Annotated in this window: 15 protein-coding genes; 7 read left to right on the top strand and 8 right to left on the bottom strand. The window is 72.7% G+C overall.

What is annotated here, in order from left to right; genetic code table 11:
• Window positions 1-234 precede the first annotated feature (234 nt).
• The 4 genes from ACIRYZ_RS07650 to ACIRYZ_RS07635 all read left to right on the top strand — a co-directional run bounded on the left by ACIRYZ_RS07650 (window position 235) and on the right by ACIRYZ_RS07635 (window position 2956).
• Window positions 235-357, top strand: a complete 123-nt coding sequence (locus ACIRYZ_RS07650) for a hypothetical protein (RefSeq protein WP_402940925.1) — start codon at window positions 235-237, stop codon at window positions 355-357.
• A 9-nt stretch (window positions 358-366) separates the two neighbouring features.
• On the top strand, window positions 367-540 hold the full coding sequence (locus ACIRYZ_RS07645; protein WP_402940922.1) for a hypothetical protein: 174 nt from the start codon (window positions 367-369) through the stop codon (window positions 538-540).
• Window positions 537-1727 carry a methyltransferase domain-containing protein gene (locus tag ACIRYZ_RS07640; protein ID WP_402940919.1) on the top strand — a complete coding sequence of 397 codons (1191 nt, stop codon included), beginning with the start codon at window positions 537-539 and terminating at the stop codon, window positions 1725-1727. The genes ACIRYZ_RS07645 and ACIRYZ_RS07640 overlap by 4 nt, the downstream gene beginning before the upstream one ends.
• 218 nt (window positions 1728-1945) lie before the next feature.
• Window positions 1946-2956, top strand: coding sequence for a tetratricopeptide repeat protein (locus ACIRYZ_RS07635; RefSeq protein WP_402940917.1), 1011 nt, complete (start codon window positions 1946-1948; stop codon window positions 2954-2956).
• Between the two features lie 302 nt (window positions 2957-3258).
• Here ACIRYZ_RS07635 and ACIRYZ_RS07630 read toward each other — a convergent pair whose 3' ends face one another.
• The 4 genes from ACIRYZ_RS07630 to ACIRYZ_RS07615 all read right to left on the bottom strand — a co-directional run bounded on the left by ACIRYZ_RS07630 (window position 3259) and on the right by ACIRYZ_RS07615 (window position 7091).
• Window positions 3259-3870: a hypothetical protein gene (locus ACIRYZ_RS07630; RefSeq protein ID WP_402940914.1), complete on the bottom strand. Its 612-nt coding sequence runs from the start codon at window positions 3868-3870 to the stop codon at window positions 3259-3261.
• 30 nt (window positions 3871-3900) lie between these two features.
• Window positions 3901-5040, bottom strand: coding sequence for a DUF4157 domain-containing protein (locus tag ACIRYZ_RS07625; protein WP_402940912.1), 1140 nt, complete (start codon window positions 5038-5040; stop codon window positions 3901-3903).
• A gap of 165 nt (window positions 5041-5205) precedes the next feature.
• Window positions 5206-6237, bottom strand: coding sequence for a glycosyltransferase family 2 protein (locus ACIRYZ_RS07620; protein ID WP_402940909.1), 1032 nt, complete (start codon window positions 6235-6237; stop codon window positions 5206-5208).
• A gap of 251 nt (window positions 6238-6488) precedes the next feature.
• Entirely contained in the window at window positions 6489-7091 is a 603-nt protein-coding gene (locus ACIRYZ_RS07615; protein ID WP_402940907.1) for a superoxide dismutase, read from the bottom strand.
• Between the two features lie 162 nt (window positions 7092-7253).
• Here ACIRYZ_RS07615 and tsaD point away from each other — a divergent pair, with 162 nt between their 5' ends.
• Entirely contained in the window at window positions 7254-8303 is a 1050-nt protein-coding gene (gene tsaD / locus ACIRYZ_RS07610) for a tRNA (adenosine(37)-N6)-threonylcarbamoyltransferase complex transferase subunit TsaD (RefSeq protein ID WP_402940905.1), read from the top strand.
• Here the strand turns inward: tsaD and ACIRYZ_RS07605 are convergent.
• Window positions 8281-8736, bottom strand: coding sequence for a DUF5990 family protein (locus ACIRYZ_RS07605; protein ID WP_402940903.1), 456 nt, complete (start codon window positions 8734-8736; stop codon window positions 8281-8283). The two genes, tsaD and ACIRYZ_RS07605, sit on opposite strands and share 23 nt — an antisense overlap.
• Window positions 8737-8937: 201 nt before the next feature.
• Here ACIRYZ_RS07605 and ACIRYZ_RS07600 point away from each other — a divergent pair, with 201 nt between their 5' ends.
• Window positions 8938-9372, top strand: coding sequence for a VOC family protein (locus ACIRYZ_RS07600; RefSeq protein WP_402940901.1), 435 nt, complete (start codon window positions 8938-8940; stop codon window positions 9370-9372).
• Between the two features lie 220 nt (window positions 9373-9592).
• Here ACIRYZ_RS07600 and ACIRYZ_RS07595 read toward each other — a convergent pair whose 3' ends face one another.
• On the bottom strand, window positions 9593-12784 hold the full coding sequence (locus ACIRYZ_RS07595) for a type 2 lanthipeptide synthetase LanM family protein (protein WP_402940898.1): 3192 nt from the start codon (window positions 12782-12784) through the stop codon (window positions 9593-9595).
• A gap of 132 nt (window positions 12785-12916) precedes the next feature.
• Window positions 12917-13096, bottom strand: a complete 180-nt coding sequence (locus ACIRYZ_RS07590) for a hypothetical protein (protein WP_387629607.1) — start codon at window positions 13094-13096, stop codon at window positions 12917-12919.
• Window positions 13097-13442: 346 nt separating this feature from the next.
• Here ACIRYZ_RS07590 and ACIRYZ_RS07585 point away from each other — a divergent pair, with 346 nt between their 5' ends.
• On the top strand, window positions 13443-14009 hold the full coding sequence (locus tag ACIRYZ_RS07585) for a hypothetical protein (RefSeq protein WP_402940894.1): 567 nt from the start codon (window positions 13443-13445) through the stop codon (window positions 14007-14009).
• Between the two features lie 117 nt (window positions 14010-14126).
• On the opposite strand, the gene ACIRYZ_RS07580 is transcribed toward ACIRYZ_RS07585, so the two are convergent.
• Window positions 14127-16514, bottom strand: coding sequence for an FtsX-like permease family protein (locus ACIRYZ_RS07580; protein WP_402940891.1), 2388 nt, complete (start codon window positions 16512-16514; stop codon window positions 14127-14129).
• Between the last annotated feature and the right edge of the window lie 23 nt (window positions 16515-16537).

Raw genomic sequence — 16537 nt, 5'->3', positions numbered from 1 at the left:
CTGCCAAGCGAGGTCGGCCAGCCTGATCGGTTCGAGTGCGGTACCCATGAGGCGCGCCCCTTGTCGGTCGATCTATCCCACGGTGAGATTACCGCCTGGATATCGGCATTCACGGTCGGTGAGACGAATCTGGATGCGCGACTACGGCATGGGCCAGGTCGGCACTACGAGGCCGAAGGCCCCATCCGACAACGGTCCTTGCACACCTGCCTCACCAACCAGAGGAGCGCGATCATGACCACTCCGCAGCCCAAGCCCCCTCCCCCGCCGGCCCCGCCCGGCCCCGGGCCGGTGATTCCGGTGATTCCGGTGAGCAGCATGACCATCAACACCACGACGACCATCACGGCCCGGTAGGAGGTAGCCATGGGATGGGGCACCGGCAAGGGCGGAAGCTCCGGCGGCGGTAGCGGCGCCAACGACGGCGGGAAGGGCAAGCACGCTGGAAAGAAGGACTTCAACACGGGCAAGTCGACCCAGGACACCTCGTCCGGGTCGAAGACCGGCAAGCACGGCAAGGACAGCGACAAGGGCAAGTGACAACTCAACTGAGCACCGATGAGCAGGCCGCCATGCGCGGCCTGCTCCAGACCGTATCCCGCTTCCTCGGGCACGAGATGGCCCTGGAGTGGCGCAAGGCCGCCGAAGCGACCCCGCGACACCGCTTCCTCCCCGACCGAATCTGGCTGAGCGGCGACGACGACCAACTCACGCCGTGCGATCGTGACCACGAGCCGGATCGCTGGTTCGCCGCCGCGCACACGGACAAGCCCGTGGTAACGCAGATCAACGACGGGCAGGAGCCGGAGAACCCGTCCGATGCGTTGCCGTCCTCCTCTGCCTCCGCCCCGTCGATCGTCTTCAAAATGCTCGAACTCCTGGATCTCGCCCCAGGGATGAGAGTTCTGGAGATCGGCTCCGGGACGGGGTTCAACGCCGCCCTCCTCTCCCACCGACTGGGCGACACCAACGTGACCACGATCGAGATCGACCCCGCCGTGGCCGAACTCGCCCGGTCAAACCTGAACGCCAACGGCTATGTCCCCAGCGTCGTCCATGGGGACGGAAGCCTCGGCTGGGGCGCCGAGGCGCCGTACGACCGAGTTGTGGCGACATGCTCGATCAAACGCATTCCCTACGCCTGGATCAGCCAGACGAGGCTCGGTGGAGCGGTGCTCGCTCCCTGGGAAAACCCTTGGATCTGCGGCGGCCTGCTCCGCCTCACCGTCGGCGAGGACGGAACGGCCACCGGCCGCTACACACCGGACAGCGCCTTCATGCTGATGCGCACCCAGCGCCTCGACCTCAGGCTCTTCCGGGACGTCGTCATGGACGACCACATCCCGACCGAGTCCACGTCCACCCTCGATCCCTGGGCCGTCGCCGACTCCGAGTTCGAGACCCAGTTCGCGCTCGGCCACCGCCTCGGCGACCTCTGGTACGCCTGGCACCACGCGCCCGACGTCGACGGCGTGGAAACCCGCCTCTGGGTTGCCACGACCGACGGCAGCTCCTGGGCGGCGGTCGACTGGGACGGTGCCGAAAGCACCGAGCGCTACACCGTCTGGCAGCACGGCCCCCGCCGGTTGTGGAACGAGGTCGAAGCCGCTCACCAGTGGTGGCTCGACCACGACCGTCCCGGGCCGGATCGGTTCGGCCTCACCGTTACGTCCAAGGGGCATACGGCCTGGCTCGACCACCCGGCGAATGCATGGCCCTTGCGATGAGCGACAGTCGGCACCGGACCGTCGGACCGGCCCGGGGCCGGCCTGCGAGCCCCCAAAGGCAAAGGACTGGTCACGTGCCGAAGTGCCGGATTCCAAATCAGATCTCGCTTCTGGGCATCGACCTAGCAGAAACGGTTAGCAGCCCGCCAACTGGTCAGGATGAGACCGGAACTGGCGATACCGTGGATTCCGTCATCGAGCTGAGCCGGAGGGACGTGGTGGATCGCCGGGGATTCGTAGCCGCCTCCAGCGCCTACGCGCTCGCGGCGCTGGGCCTGCCTGACCCCGACGCCGTACTCCGCCGCGTGCGGCTCAAGTCCGGTGGAAAGGTCCAAGTCGGCCGGGGCGAGGTCGCCGCGATCCGTCAAATGACCAAGTCGCTCGGCGACGCTGCGGCGGAACTCGGCGGCGGACACGCCCGCCATCTCGCCGTCCGCTACCTCCACGACGACGTAGCCCCCTGGTTGGACGGCACCTGGAGCGAAGCCGTCGGCCGCGAGCTTTTCGCGGCCACGTCCCAACTAGTCCACCTGGCCGGATGGATGGCCCAGGACGAGGGCAACCAGGACGCCGCCCAGCAGTACTACGCCCACTCGTTCCGCCTGGCCTCCGAGGCCCGCGACGCCGAACTGGCCGCCACCGCCCTCCGTGGCCTTGCCGTCCAGGCCATCGACCTCGGTTTCAGACCCACCGCCGTCCGGATAGCGGAGGAGTGCGTCGACCAGGCCAAGACCCTCGACTCCCCCCGGGCCCTGGCCTACTACCAGGCCACCCTCGCCAACGCCGCTGCCCTCGACGGCGATCGCCGTACCGCAACCGCCGCGCTCTCGGCTTCACAGACCGCGATCGAACGTGCCAGCGACGCCCCAGGCGAGTCCTGGGCCTCGCACTACAGCATCGGCCGGTGGGCCCATGAGTCCGGCATGATTCTCGCCCAACTCGGTGACTGCACCAGCGCGCAGGACCACCTTCACCATGCGCTCGACATCCACGGCCTCGACCGCCGCCGCACCCGCGCGATCGTCCTCGCCGACCTCGGCACCGTCCGCCTCCGCCAGGACGACATCGACGGCGCCCTCGCTTCGTGGAACGACTTCCTCGACTGCGCGGACGGCATCCGCTTCATCAAGGTTCAGGACGCCGTCAACGACATGCGCGCCCGCCTCTACCGCCTCCGCGACGTACCCGGCGTCGAGGAACTGGACGATCGAGCCTCAGCATTGGAGTGAGCTGTGGCATACGCGAACGAGCCGTTGGAGTTGCGGTCTCAACGGCTTCTTCGGCACCCCCGGACAGGAGCAGAGGACCATCGCCACCATCGTGCAGGACGTCGTGATCGCGGCCGACGCGGACGCCGTCCGGGATGTGGGCGCGGTGCACAAGCGCCTCATCCCGGGGAACGCCCTCGACACCCGCATGGCCGGCGACGTCCGCTAGGCGGTCACACCCCGCCGGCCCACCCATCGCACCGCCCCCTCGGACGCGCTCGTGCCACCCGCTCCGGCGCGGGAGCGGCACGAGCACCACCGGTTCAGCGTCGCAGCGGCCGGAACAGTGCGTCGTCGTGGTCCGGAAAGATCACCGGCATCGCGCGACGGAACGCGGCGACCTCGGTGCTCTCCACCAACTCCTGGCAGAGCGTCTGCGGCCAGTACCAGAAGCCGCGGGAGGCGAGCAGCCGTTCCAGGTAGGCGTCGAACGAGTACCCGGTGTCGTACAGCTCCTCGCCGAAGTAGTGGTAGTGGACGGAGTCGAGGGGAGGAACGAACGCCGCGCAGGCCTCGGGGACGAACATGTCGAAGGGCTTGACGGGGCGGTACTCCTGGTCCTGTGACGAGTGCCAGGTGACGCCGTGCCAGTCGGCGAAGACTTCGGGCAGCGGGAGCAGGTTGACGAGGCCCTGGTCCGAGAGGTCGCCGTGGAGGAACTCGGGGACGGTGTGGCGCCACCTCAGGCGGACCGCGCCGACTTCGCGGTAGAAGGCCTCGACGCCGTCCGGGAGGCGGCCGTGGGCCAGGCGGACGGCGAGTTCGATGTCGGATGGTGGGGTCGGCGGTGCGACGGTGGCCTCCAGGAGCTGCACGCGGGGGTTGCGCTCCAGGTCCTCGATCATCGCGGCCAGCCGGGCGCGGGGGGCGATCACGTACGTCTCCTTCACGGGCGCCAGCAGGTGTTACAGCCGGTTGTTCTCGATCTCCCACGCGTCGCCGTGCAGTTCGTTGCCGGCGGTGTCGTAGACGGTGTACTCGGCCTCGATCTTGCCGGCGAGTTTGGCGGCGTAGTTGGCGTCGATGTCGGCCTCCACCGCGCTCGCGATCGGCGCGAAGTCCTTCCCGGCCGGGTGGGTGCTGTAGTCGGCCGTCACGGCGTACTCGACCACGTTGCCGTTGGTCAGCACCTCGGCCTTGACGTCCTTCTCGACCTTCGCGTGGTGCGCCGAGTTCGCGGACTTGCACAGTGGCGTCAGGTTGGTCATGGTGTTGCCGGGGCCGCCGACCTGCTCGTTGAGCAGGTGCCCCTGCACCATGAACTTGCTGAACCAGTCGGCGGTCGCGCCACTCCCGGTCGGCCACCAGGACGGCTGGACGCTGGGCTTGGAGCCCTTGCCGAGCTGGCCGGGCCAGAGTTCGGCATGCATCGAGGTGCCGACGCCGTTTCCGTTCAGCGCGCCGTAGGTGACGTACGGCTTGCCGGTGAAGGCGCGCTGCACCGGCAACTCCGGTCCGGCGGAAGGGGCTTGAGCGGCGACCCGCTGGCCGGCCGGAGGTACCGTCCGGCTCAGCGCCCGGACGGCGTTCGCCTCGGCGGCGCGCTCGAAGCGGTCGCCGGGGTCGCTCACGGACAGTCCGTCGCCCTGGTCGGTACCCGCCACGGGGCCCGAGCGCTGCTGGATGACGTGGGTGAGCTCATGGGCCAGCGTGTGCTTGTCGGTGCCGCCGTGGCCGAGCACGACGTGCTCGCCGGAGGTGTAGGCGCGGGCGCTGATCTCGGCTGCGGAGCGGGCCGCGGCGGAGTCGTCGTGGATCCGCACGCTGCTGAAGTCGGCGCCCAGGCGGGCCTCCATCTCCGCCCGCATGTCGTCCGCCAGTGGGCGGCCCGGCGACCGCAGCACCTGGTGGACGGTCGAGCGCTGCACGGGGGACTGCGACTGCCGCTGTTGCCCGAGCAGTTGGACGACGGCCGCGTTGCCGATGGTGCGCTGCAGCGCATGGATCGACTGGAGGTGCAGCGGCGCGGGCTGCTGCCGTGCGGCCGGCCGGCTGTGTTCCCGGTGCTCGGACTTGCCCTGCGATCGCTGGTCGTGCGCGTGCACATCTACCTCCTGGACAGGCGGTTCGGGCCGTGGTCGCCACGTCTCAGAGCCGGTCTACGGCGATCTCCGGGGTGAGGGCAAGGACCGGAGGGGCAGTGTCGGGGCAAACCTCGATGGCCTGGCCGACCGGCAGCCGTCCGGGGTCCGCCGGATCACCCCGCGAACTCACCGACGCCTGACCGCCTGGCGGGTACGGCGGACGAGGCTGTGCGCCCGCTGGACGGCCACGAAGCGGTTCATCGCGTCGGCGAGCGTCAGCCGGTACTTGACCCGCAGCTGGGCGCTCAGCCCGGCCAGCCGCTCGGTGCCGATGGCCCGGATCAGCCGGCTGACGTGCCGCTGGTAGACCTCCCAGTAGGGGCGGTCGCCGTCCGGGACGGACCAGAAGAACATCGGGATCTCCTCGACCAGGCAGTTCCGGTCGTAGGCGCGCAGGTACTCGGCGAACACCGGCTCGGGGCGGGCCAGCAGCCACTCCCGGACGAGTTCCATCGAGCGGACCCGGTCGATCAGGCCGCGCGGGTCGGTCTTCTTCTGGGTGATGGACAGCGCGCCGTCCTCGCGCACCCGCCAGTGGTAGATCGGCTCGGCGAGCACGTCGACCCGCTCGGCGAGGAAGTGGTGGGGCACGCTGACCGGGGCGTCCTCGTACAGGATGCCCTCGGGGTAGAGGATGCCGGCGACGTCGAAGAAGGTGCGCCGGTAGACCTTGTTCCAGGCGGTGCGGTCGGTGACCAGGGCGGGGGTTTCGGTGACGTGGGTGCGCAGCCGGGTCTCGCGGAACGGGCGGCGGTGGGCGTGCGAGGGGGAGAGGCCGGTGGTGCGCAGCCGCAGCGCGTTGCCGGCGGCGAAGTCGGATCCGGTCTCGTCCAGTGTGCGGATCATCAGCTCGTACGCGTGCGGCGGCAGGGTGTCGTCGCTGTCCACGAAGGCGAGGTAGTCGGTCCCCGGGGTGAGGTGGCGCCAGCCGGTGTTGCGGGCGGCGCCGAGGCCCTTGTTCTCCTGCTGGACCAGCCGGAAGCGCCGGTCCTTGGCGGCGTACGCCTTGGCGATCACGGGTCCGTCGTCGGTCGATCCGTCGTCGACCATGACGCACTCGAAGTCCTCGAAGGTCTGCGCCGCGATCGAGTCCAGGCACTCCGCGAGGTAGCGCTCGACGTTGTAGATCGGGACGACGACGGAGAGGCGCGGCGCCATCGGACGGCCTTTCGCTGGGGAGCGGACGGGCCGTTCGGCCGCCGACCGCCGGTTACCGGCGGTGGTCCGAGCGTAGCGACCGGTGGCCGTTTCCGGGCGAACAACGGGTGGAGTCGGGCCTTCGTCTCGGTGAGCCGGATGTGTCCGGCGTCAACGCTCCGCGTCGCGCCCGCGCCGCGTCGACGCCCGGAACAGGGGGGAAGGCCCCGGTCCGCCCGACCGGACCGGGGCCTTTCGTCACCTGATCCGGGTCAGGCGCTCTTGACGGCCGCGAAGCGGGCCTGGACGTCCTGCCAGTTGACGACGTCCCACAGGCGGGTGACGTAGTCCGGGCGGACGTTGCGGTACTGCAGGTAGTACGCGTGCTCCCAGGCGTCGAAGGCGAGCAGCGGGGTGGTGTTCTGGCCCACGTTGCCGTGGTGGTCGTAGACCTGCTCGACGATCAGGCGCTGACCGAGCGGCTCCCAGGAGAGGATGCCCCAGCCCGAGCCCTGGACCCCGGTGGTGGCGTTGGTGAGCTGCTTCTTGAAGGCCTCGAAGCTGCCGAAGTGCTCGGTGATGGCGTCGGCCAACTCGCCCTCGGGGCGCTCGCCGCCCTCCGGGGAGAGGTTCTGCCAGAACAGCGAGTGCAGCACGTGGCCGGACAGGTGGAAGGCGAAGGTCTTCTGCAGACCGACCAGCCCGCCGAACTGCTCCTTGTCGCGCGCCTCGGCGAGCTGCTCCAGGGTGTCGTTCGCGCCCTTCACGTAAGCGGCGTGGTGCTTGGAGTGGTGCAGCTCCAGGATCTCGGCCGACATCGCCCGCTCCAGCGCGGAGTAGTCGTACGGCAGGTCGGGAAGCGTGTAGGTGCCCATCAGGACACGGCCCCTTTCGGCGGGTTGGTCGTATCGATCGTGCCGGGACAACACTATTGCGTATGACTTGCAGGAGCGAAGTATGGGCTCCTGCTTATTCCTCACATCTTGTCGGGCACAATGGTCACCCGAACGTGTAATGGCTGATGAGGGTGAGTGGCTGTGACAGGGTCGCCGGTGGTCGTACTGGGCATCGAGTCCTCCTGCGACGAGACCGGCGCGGGCCTGGTCCGGGACGGCGTCCTGCTCGGGCAGGCCGTCGCCTCGTCGATGGACGAGCACGCCCGCTACGGCGGGGTGGTTCCGGAGATCGCCGCCCGGGCGCACGTCCACGCGATGGCGCCGGTGGTCCAGGAGGCGCTGGACCGGGCCGGGCTGACGCTCGGTGACGTCGGCGCGGTCGCCGTCACCACCGGTCCGGGGCTGGCCGGGGCGCTGCAGGTGGGGGTGGCCGCCGCCAAGGGGTACGCGTTCTCGCTCGGCGTCCCGCTGTACGGGGTGCACCACCTCGCCGGGCACGTCGCCGCCGCAACCCTCGACGGCGGGCCGCTGCCGAACCCCTGCGTGGTGCTGATCGTCTCCGGCGGACACACCTCGCTGCTCCTCGTCCGGGACCTCGCCCGGGACCCGATCGTCCACCTCGGCGACACCCTGGACGACGCGGCCGGCGAGTGCTTCGACAAGGTCGCGCGCGTCCTCGGCCTGCCCTACCCCGGCGGCCCCGCGATCGACCGCGCCGCCCGCGCCGGCGACCCGACGGCCGTACGGCTCCCCCGCCCGCTCACCGGGCCGAAGGACGACCCGTACGCCTTCTCCTTCTCCGGCCTGAAGACCGCCGCCGCCCGCTGGGTCGAGGCGCGGCCCGAACCCCACGTGCCCGACGCGGCGGCCGCGCTGCAGGAGGCGATCGCGGACGTGCTCACCCGCAAGGCGGTGCGCGCCTGCACCGACCACGGGATCGGCACCCTCGTGGTGGTCGGCGGGGTCGCGGCCAACTCACGGGTACGGGCGCTCGCGGAGCAACGCTGCGCGGCGGCGGGCATCGCCCTGCGGGTACCGCCGCTGCGGCTGTGCACCGACAACGGCGCGATGGTGGCGGCGATCGGCGATCTGCTGGTCCGTGCCGGTACCCGGCCGGCGCCCGCCGACCTCTCGGTGGACCCGTCGGCGCCGCTGGAGTGCGCGGCGCTCAGCCCGCTGCCGTCCAGATGACCAGCGGCGGGCGGACGGCGGCGCACAGCGGGTGGCCCTTGGCGTCGGTGAGGCCGAGGCGGGCGACCAGCAATCCGCTCGCCACGGCCGCCTCGACGGTGGCAGGGTCGACCCCCGCCAGCAACAGCTTGGCCCGGCGGAACAGCGACCACGTGTCGCCCGCGCGCGTCACCCAGCTGAGGTAGACGAACCGGCCGCCCGGCCCGCCCTGGACGTACCGGCCGGTGATGTCCACCCCGCCGTCCGGCAGCCGCTTCGCCGCGCACTCCAGCAACCAGCGCGCCCGCGCCGCGTCCCCGGGCTGCGGGTCGAGCAACTCGGCCGGGCGGCCGCGGCGTTGGACGGCGACGTGGATGTCCCGATACCCCGGGAACCCGGGCCCGGCGCCGCACTCGCGGCCCGGCAGGTCGGCGGCCTCGATCCTCAGCTCCATACCGCCATGGTCCACCACGTTGCACGGGCGGAAAACCGGTTGAGCCGACGGTGATCATGTGGCAGGCTCACCCGCCGTGCCCGAGATCACCAGGTTGCTCGACGACGAGGTGGACATCGACGCATCCCTGGTGACACGTCCGCTCACCACGCAGCGATGACATCCGGGGCCGCCCTGAACAGCACGCGTCATGGAGGACCGATGTCATCGATCAAGGAGTTCCAGGTCACCTTCGACTGCGCGGAACCCGAGCGCGTCGCCCGCTTCTGGTGCGAGGTGCTGGGGTACGTCGTACCGCCGCCGCCGAAGGGGTTCGCCACCTGGGACGACTACAACCACTCGCTGCCGGCCGAGCGCCAGGGTGCGGCGTTCGTCTGCATGGACCCCACGGGTGTGGGCCCGCGCATGTACTTCCAGCGCGTTCCCGAAGGCAAGGTCGTCAAGAACCGGGTGCACCTCGACGTGCGGGTCGGCACCGGGCTCGTGGGTGAGGAGCGCGTCGCCGTGCTGGAGGCCGAGTGCGCACGGCTGGTCGCGCTCGGTGCGGTGCGCGTGCAACTGCTGCGCGCCGACGGCGTCAATGAATCGTGCCTGGCCATGCAGGACATCGAGGGCAACGAGTTCTGCCTCGACTGAGCGGCCTGCCCGGCGCACCGGCGGGGTGCCGGTGCGCCGGGCTTCGCCTCACGAACCCGCGGAGCCCGGAGTCCGCTGCGCCGGGACGGGTCGGCTCGTCAGGGACCAGCAGGCCGGGGCTGCGCACCGTACGGTAGAGCGCCCAGGCGACGGCCGCGCGCTGCCGGCCGCCGCCGGACGACTCGGGCGGCCGACGGCTAGCGGCAACGGCCCGGCGGGATCAGGCAGTCGGCGGTTCGAGGGTCAGGACGGAGGGGGTGACGCCGGGGGCGGCGAGGCGCAGGAGGCCGTGGCCGATGCCGGCCAGGCCGACCATCAGCGAGGGGCTGCGGACCCCGCGCGGAAGGCCGCAGGTCCAGCCCCGGGCCGCCAGGTCGTCCAGGGTGGCGCGGGTCTGCCGCTCGGCGGCGGCCTGCCACGATCCGCCGGCGAGGTGGAGGGCCTCCAGGTTGCCGAGATCGCCGTGGCAGAGCGAGGAGTTGTGACCGAAGCCCTCCCGGAGCACCGTACCGAGGGCGGCGTCACGCTCGGCGAGGAGCGACTCGCGTTCTTCCGGTACGAGTCGGGCGAGGTCGGTGCGGGCCAGCGCGATGCCCGAGGCACCGTGACACCAGAGGGCGGGGTAGCTGGGGCCGTCGGGCCCGTCGTCCTCGCGGACGTCGCGCCAGTTGGCGGCGGCGGGGTCGAACAGGGTGCGCTCGTACGCGACGGCAGCGAGGGCGAGTCGGGGCAGGCGGGGGTCGCCGAGGCGGTGCCCGGCCCGGGCCAGGGCCCAGGCGATGCCGGAGCCACCGTGGGCGAAGCCCGCGAGGGGGCGGGTGACGGCACCGGCGAGGGAGGCGGGCAGCCAGCCGGCGCCGCCCTCGGGGTGCGGGGCGGCGGCCTGGACGAGGCGTTCGGCGCAGGCCGCCAGCGCGTCGGTGACGGCGGGCCCGGGGCGGACGGCCTCCCAGGCGAGCAGGCCGCCGATGGTGCCCGCGTTCCCGGCGAGGAGGTCGTACTGGGTGTCGCCGGCGGCGGTGGCGGTGACACGGCCGAGGAGGAGGGAGCCGAGCGCGTCGAGTTCGGCGTCCGGATGGTGGGCGGTGAGCTGGGTGAGCGCGTAGAGCAGGCCACCGAGGCCGGACAGGCCGCCGCCGAGGCGGTCGGCGCGCCGCCGGATCTGCCGGCGGAGCGTCAGTTCGGCGGCGGAGGCGGCCGTCCGGTGGTCACGGTCGCCGGTGGCGCAGGCTAGTTGGTGGAGGAAGAGCGTCACACCGGCCGTGCCGCTGTACAGGTCGGGGCCGAGTTCGGCGGGCACCCAGTGGCCGGGTGGGGCCCAGTTGGGGCCGACCCAGGCGAGGTCGGCGCTCCCTCGGCAGGCCTCGCGCAGCAGCCCTTCGCCGACCTCGACGGCCATGGCGAGGGCGCGGTCGGCGGTTCCCCGGCCGGGGGCCGCACCGGCCACCGGTGTCCGCACGACCGCCCGGCCGTGCGGCTCCCGGGCGCCGCCGGAGGTCGTCACCGACAGCCGCAGCAGCTGGAGTTGGCGCTCCAGGTCCTCCTCGCCGAGGGCGTCGGCCTTGGCGAGGGCGAGGTCGAGCGGGGGCCGGTCCGTGACGTCGGGGATGAGGGCACCGGTGGAGGAGCGGGCGTCGACGCCGTCGGGGCGGATGGTGAAGACGGGCACGTCGCCGCGCCACAGGTCGGCGCGTTCGTGGTCGACGTAGGCGAGGGCGCGCTCCTCCCAGGCGGCCAGGGACCAGAGCCGGTCCAGGTGGCGGTCCTGGTCGAGGCCGTCGCGCAGCAGGTCGGGGTGGCAGGCGGTGCCGAGCAGGCTGCGGTACTCGAAGGTGTCGCGGCGCAGCAGGCGTGTCTCGTCGGCCGCGAACGCGCGGAGCAGGGAGCGGAGTTGACCCTTGTCGGCGGCGAGCAGCCGGTAGGCCTCGGTGAATCCGGCCTCCAACTCCGCCAGGTGGTCGGCCGGTCGCAGCGGCTGCCCGGCCGGCACGGGTCGGCTGCCGGGGGCTTCCACCGGCAACCTCCGGTACTCCACGCGGAGTTCGTCCGTCCCTTCGTCGACCAGGACCGGCGCGGGGCGGGGCGGGAGGCTGGCCGGGTCCCAGCCGAGGGCGGAGAGGTCGGTGCCGCCGTTGCCCTCGTCCCACATCCGTTCGGGGAGCAGGCCGGAGCGCAGCACCGAGTGCCGGGCCTGGTGGCGGGCGAGCCGCTCGGACTCGGACAGGTCCTTGGCGGGCTCGTGCAGGTCGGGGTGGAGGATCGCCTCCAGGTCGATGAGCACGGGTTGGTCCCGGACGGCGAGCAGGTTCTGGGCGTGGCAGTCCACCGCGTCGAGCACGTACATCAGCGCGGCCAGGGTGCCGGCGCGATGGTAGAAGGCACTCAACTCGACTTCGTCCCGGGCCGGTTCGGCGGTGAGGTGGGCGACCCAGCCGTAGCCGTCGCGAGCCAGGTGGGCGAGGTCGCGCAGGGGCAGCCGCAGCTGCGGGTTGAGCCAGTGCAGGATCTGCTGGAAGTGGGTCTCGGCGCCGAGGGGCCGCGGCTTGTAGACGATCCGCACGCCGTGCTCGAAGCGCAGCGAACTGACCGTGGCACCGCCGCGGTGCGGGTCGCCGAGGCCGGTGGCGAGTTCGGTGAGCCGGCCGAGCGGGCGGCCGTCGGCGAAGGTGCGGGCGAGGGCGGGCAGGTCGGCGGCGAGTCGTCGGAACAGGGCGAGGGTGGTGGTCGTCCACTGCTCCGCGGCGGTGGTGAGGCGGAAGGCCAGGACCGGGTACTCGGCGAGGAGTCGCAGCGCCCGCTCGGGCCGGGTGAGCCTGTCGACGAAGTCGCGGTAGCGCCCCTCGGGGGTGTCGCCGGTCAACTCGCCGGTGAGTCGGGCGACATGGAGTTCGGTGATGACGGTCCGGGTCGCCCTCGCGTGGGCGGCGGCGGTGAGTGCGGGGAGGGCGAGTGCGGCCAGTTCCTCGGGGGTGCCCAGGGCAGGGGCGTCCAGGGCGGCCAGCCCGGTGCGCAGGCGGTCGTGGGCGGCGGCGAGCAGCGGGGCGACGAGCCCGGCGAATTCGTGTTCCGCAGGAATGTCCAGGGCGGCCGGCCGGTGGAACGCGGTGACGAGCCGCTCGGCCCAGGGGTGCGTTCCGAGGCGGTCGGCGAGCGCGTCCGGGTGCTCGGCGAGCAGGGCGTGCAGGGCGTCGGGGTCGATGCCGTCGGCCGTGAGCCGGCGCGTGAACCAGTCGGCGCGGTCGAACGGCGCCTGGGCCCGCCAGCGCTCCAGTTTCCGGGCGGCCCGCTCACGGCGTTCGGCGCGGTCGGCGTCACCGAGCGCCTCCGCGTCGGGCCCTTCCGGCGCCCGGCCGCGGGCGTTCAGCGGGACGGCTCGGGCGGCAGCCCGCAGGAGTTCGGACGCGTCGACCACTGGGTGGTGCTGCCTCTCTGTCTGCACTGTTGCTCTGTCCGTTCGGCGCCGGTGCGCGAAGGCGCGCGGAGCGCCTGTCCGGTGCGGACCCCGGCCGACCGTACGAACCGGGGCCCGCGCCGGATCCCGGTCTCAGTAGCTGCAGAGCCGCCCGCAGCTGGACCAACCGTCGCAGGTGCTGTTCAGCACCGCGGCGGTCACGTAGAGCTCGTCCGAGAGCTCGCCGGCCGGGTGGACCTGGTGGCCCTGACCGAGGGTGAGCCGGAAGTCCTCGTCCTTGAGTGCGCGAACCTGCTCAGCCGTGGGCTGCATGCTGCCTCCTCCAAGCGTTCGGATCTGGCACGGGTGTGCCGAATCCGGATCTTGGCAGCGCCCCACTCGGCACACCAGTGGCATGCACACCACCGGTCCTCGTTTCGGCCAGGATCGAACCAACGGGAGCCCGGCGGCCGCGCCCTCGTTCCCCCAGGCCGAGCCCGCTCGCTCCCTCCACCCGCCCCCGCCGTCCGATCGTTCGGGTGGCTCCACACCTGGCCGAAACAGGGGCGGTCGTGCCCGGGTGGACCACGACCCTGGTTTGAACTGTCGCTCCTGTGGCAGCGCCCCGGAGCGAAGGTCACGATGGAGACACGGGCAGCCCCACCCCGATCGGAGTGCGATGAGCGAGCAGCACAACCTCGTCCTGCTGACCTTCCCCGACGCCACCGCCTGGCGCTCGGCCTTCGACGAGGCGCAGCACCTTCCGGGCCTGCGGATGGCGGCCGCGCTGGAGCGCAGTGCCGACGGCGTGCTGGAGGTGCGGGACACCTTCACCCGGGGCGCGGGCGTGGCCACCGTCGGCTCGGGCCTGGTGGGCGGCCTGGTGGGGTTGCTGGGCGGGCCGGTCGGGATGCTGCTGGGCTTCGCGGCGGGCGCGGCGCTCGGCAACGCGGCCGAGGAGCACTACGCGACGGAGGCCGGTGCCGCGATGATCGTGCTCTCACCCCGGGTGCCGGACGGCGGGGCGCTGCTCGCCCTGGACGTCCGGGAGGCCTCGCCCGGCCCGGCGGACGAGCTGGCCGCCAAGCACGGGGCGGCGGTCGAGCGGATCGACGAGCACACCTTCACCGAGCAGGTCCGGGCGGCCGAGAAGAAGGCCGAGGCGGACCGGGCCGCGGAGCGGGAGGGCGGGGAGCGGGAGGGCGGGGAGGGAACGGGCGAGGAGCGGACGGGAGAGGGCGCCTGAGCTCACGCCATCCGGTACGGCACCGGCATCGAGCCGGTCCGGGCTCCACGGACAGGTCCGCGTGGGCGGCCCCCTTCGGCCGCCCACCCGCCCTGCCTGCGCACACATCCGTGGAGGTCACTCCGCCCGCAGCGCGTCCACCGTCCGCGCCCGCGCCGCCCGGACGGCCGGGAGCAGGGCGCCGAGCAGGGCGATCAGCACCCCGCCGAGGCCGAGCAGGACCAGCACCGGGGTGCCGAAGACGTCCAGCGCGGAGGCCGGGAAGTTCAGCCCGGCGCTGTGGCCCATCGCGGGCACCGTCAGGCCGTGCATCAGCAGGCCCGCCGGCAGGCCGATCGCGCCGCCGACCGCCCCGACCAGGAGCACCGAGGCGAGGACGACGCCCACGGTCTGCGCCGGGGTCATGCCGAGCGCCTTGGTGACGCCCATGTCCCGGGTGCGCTCGCGGATCTCCAGCACGACGGTATTGAACACCCCGAGCCCGGCGACCACGACCAGCAGCACGGTCAGGGTGGCGGTGAGCGAGTTCAGGGCGGCGATCGAGTCGCTGGAGCTGTGCTCCACGCCGGCCTCGGCGGCCATGTGCAGCGGAGTGAGCGCGCCGCCGAGGGCGGTGGCGTAGGCGGCGTGGTCGGTGCCGGACTTCAGCTTGACGAACCAGGTGTCCGGCTCCGGGGCCGTGCCGGACGGGAAGCCGGCGGCGTCGGTGAAGAGCTCGTTGCTCTGCACGTGCGGGTCGAAGACCTCGCCGACGATCCGGACGGTGACCGTTCGGCCGTGGGTCGTGAAGGTCACCTGGTCGCCGAGCTTGGCCGAGGCCTCGGTCAGGAAGGTGGCGGGGGCGACGGCCTCGCCCGGGCCCTGGTACCAGCGGCCGGAGACCATCCGGTAGCCGGCCCAGGAGGAATCGCCGGTGAAGGCGGTCACCGTGGTGTTCCCGGCGACCCCGGGGACGGTGACGTCCTCGACGCCGAGGCCGTAGTACGCGGCGGTGCCCGGCTGGGCGTTCAGGGCGGCGGTGACGGCGGCCGGGTCGGCCGCGACCGGCCTGGCCGCGGGGGCCGACCAGGCGTCGGAGGGAACGCCGGGCCGCTGGGGGTGCACGAGGACGTCCGAGTTGTCGTGGTGCTTCGCCTCCTGCACCCAGCTCATCGTCCCGCCCATGCCGACCGCGAAGACCGCCGCCGCCGTGCCGAACAGCACCGCCGCGAGCATCCCGGCCGCACGGGCCGGGCGGGCGAAGGGCTGGGCGAGACCGAGGCTCAGCGGCCGGGGCAGCGGCAGCCGTGCCGCCAGCGCGGCGACGAACCGGGCGAGGGCGTCGCGCCGGGTGCCGCCCGCCGTACGGCCGACGGCCAGCGCGTCCACGGTGCGCAGCCGTCCGGCGCGGGCGGCGGCCGCCCAGGCGACCAGGGCGACGGCGGCCAGCGTTCCCCCCGCCACGGCGACGTCCACCCAGGGCGCGATGCCCGAGGCGTTGGTGCCGTAGAGGTTCCCGGCGGTGGCGAGCACCGGAACGGTCAGCAGATTGCCCACCACCACCCCGAGCAGGGTGCCGGCGGTGGCCGGGACGAGCGCCTGCGCGACGTAGGCACGCACCACCTGGGCGGGGGTGCAGCCGATCGCCTTGAGCACGCCGATCCGCCGGGTGGCGGTGCCGACCGCACCGGCCACCACATTGCCCGCCACCAGCACCGACATCGCCATGCCGAGCAGGCCGAAGGCGACCATGAAGGGCAGGAACAGCGCGGTGTTGCGGTCCGATCCCTGCTTGGCGGTGAGCCAGGACTGGGCGCCGGTGAGCGCGCCGTCGGGCGCGGCGGATGCGACGGCGGCCCGGTCAGCGGTCATCGCGTCGGCGGTGCCGGCCTGGGCGAAGCGGTAGAGCATCTCGTAACCGGGGGTGCTGCCGGGCGCGGTGAGGGACGGGATGGTCTCGGGCATCACCCAGGCGTCGGCGGTCCGGCTGACGGACCGGGCGAGGCCGACGACCGTCAGCGAGGGCGCGCCCGGCAGACCGGGCAGGCGGAGGGTGCCGCCGATCGGCACACCCGGGTTGCCGTACATGGCGCCGAGCACCACCTCGCCCGGCTTGGTCGGCCAACTCCCCTGCACCATCGCAACGTTGTCGACACCGCCGGCGGCCGAGGCGCGGCCGACGACGGTCATCGGCGGCATCGTCAGGCCCGCCGGGACGGTCGAGCCGGGGCCCGGCTCCGGGTCGACCGTGACGGTGCGGAAGGGGCCGGCGGCGGCCGTCACCCCGGCGGCGTGCCCGGTGGCGGCGAGCTGGTCGGCGCTCACCCGGGTGCCGTCGAAGCGCGCGGTGAGGTGGGCGCCGTGCTGGCCGTCGAAGGCCTGGTCGAAGGGGGCCTGGGAGGCGACCAGCAGCGAACCGCCGAGGACGGAGCAGGTGGTGGCCACCATTGCGGCCAGCCCGACCGCGACCGACTGGGTCCGGCGCCTGCGCACCCCGGCACGAACGACACGACCGAGCGCGCTCATGCGCCCACCTCGCTGCGCTCGGC

The organism is Kitasatospora sp. NPDC101155, from assembly GCF_044768305.1.
GTDB lineage: Bacteria > Actinomycetota > Actinomycetes > Streptomycetales > Streptomycetaceae > Kitasatospora.
The sequence above is the reverse complement of the archived record's forward strand: the minus strand, read 5'-3'. Positions and strand labels throughout refer to the sequence as shown.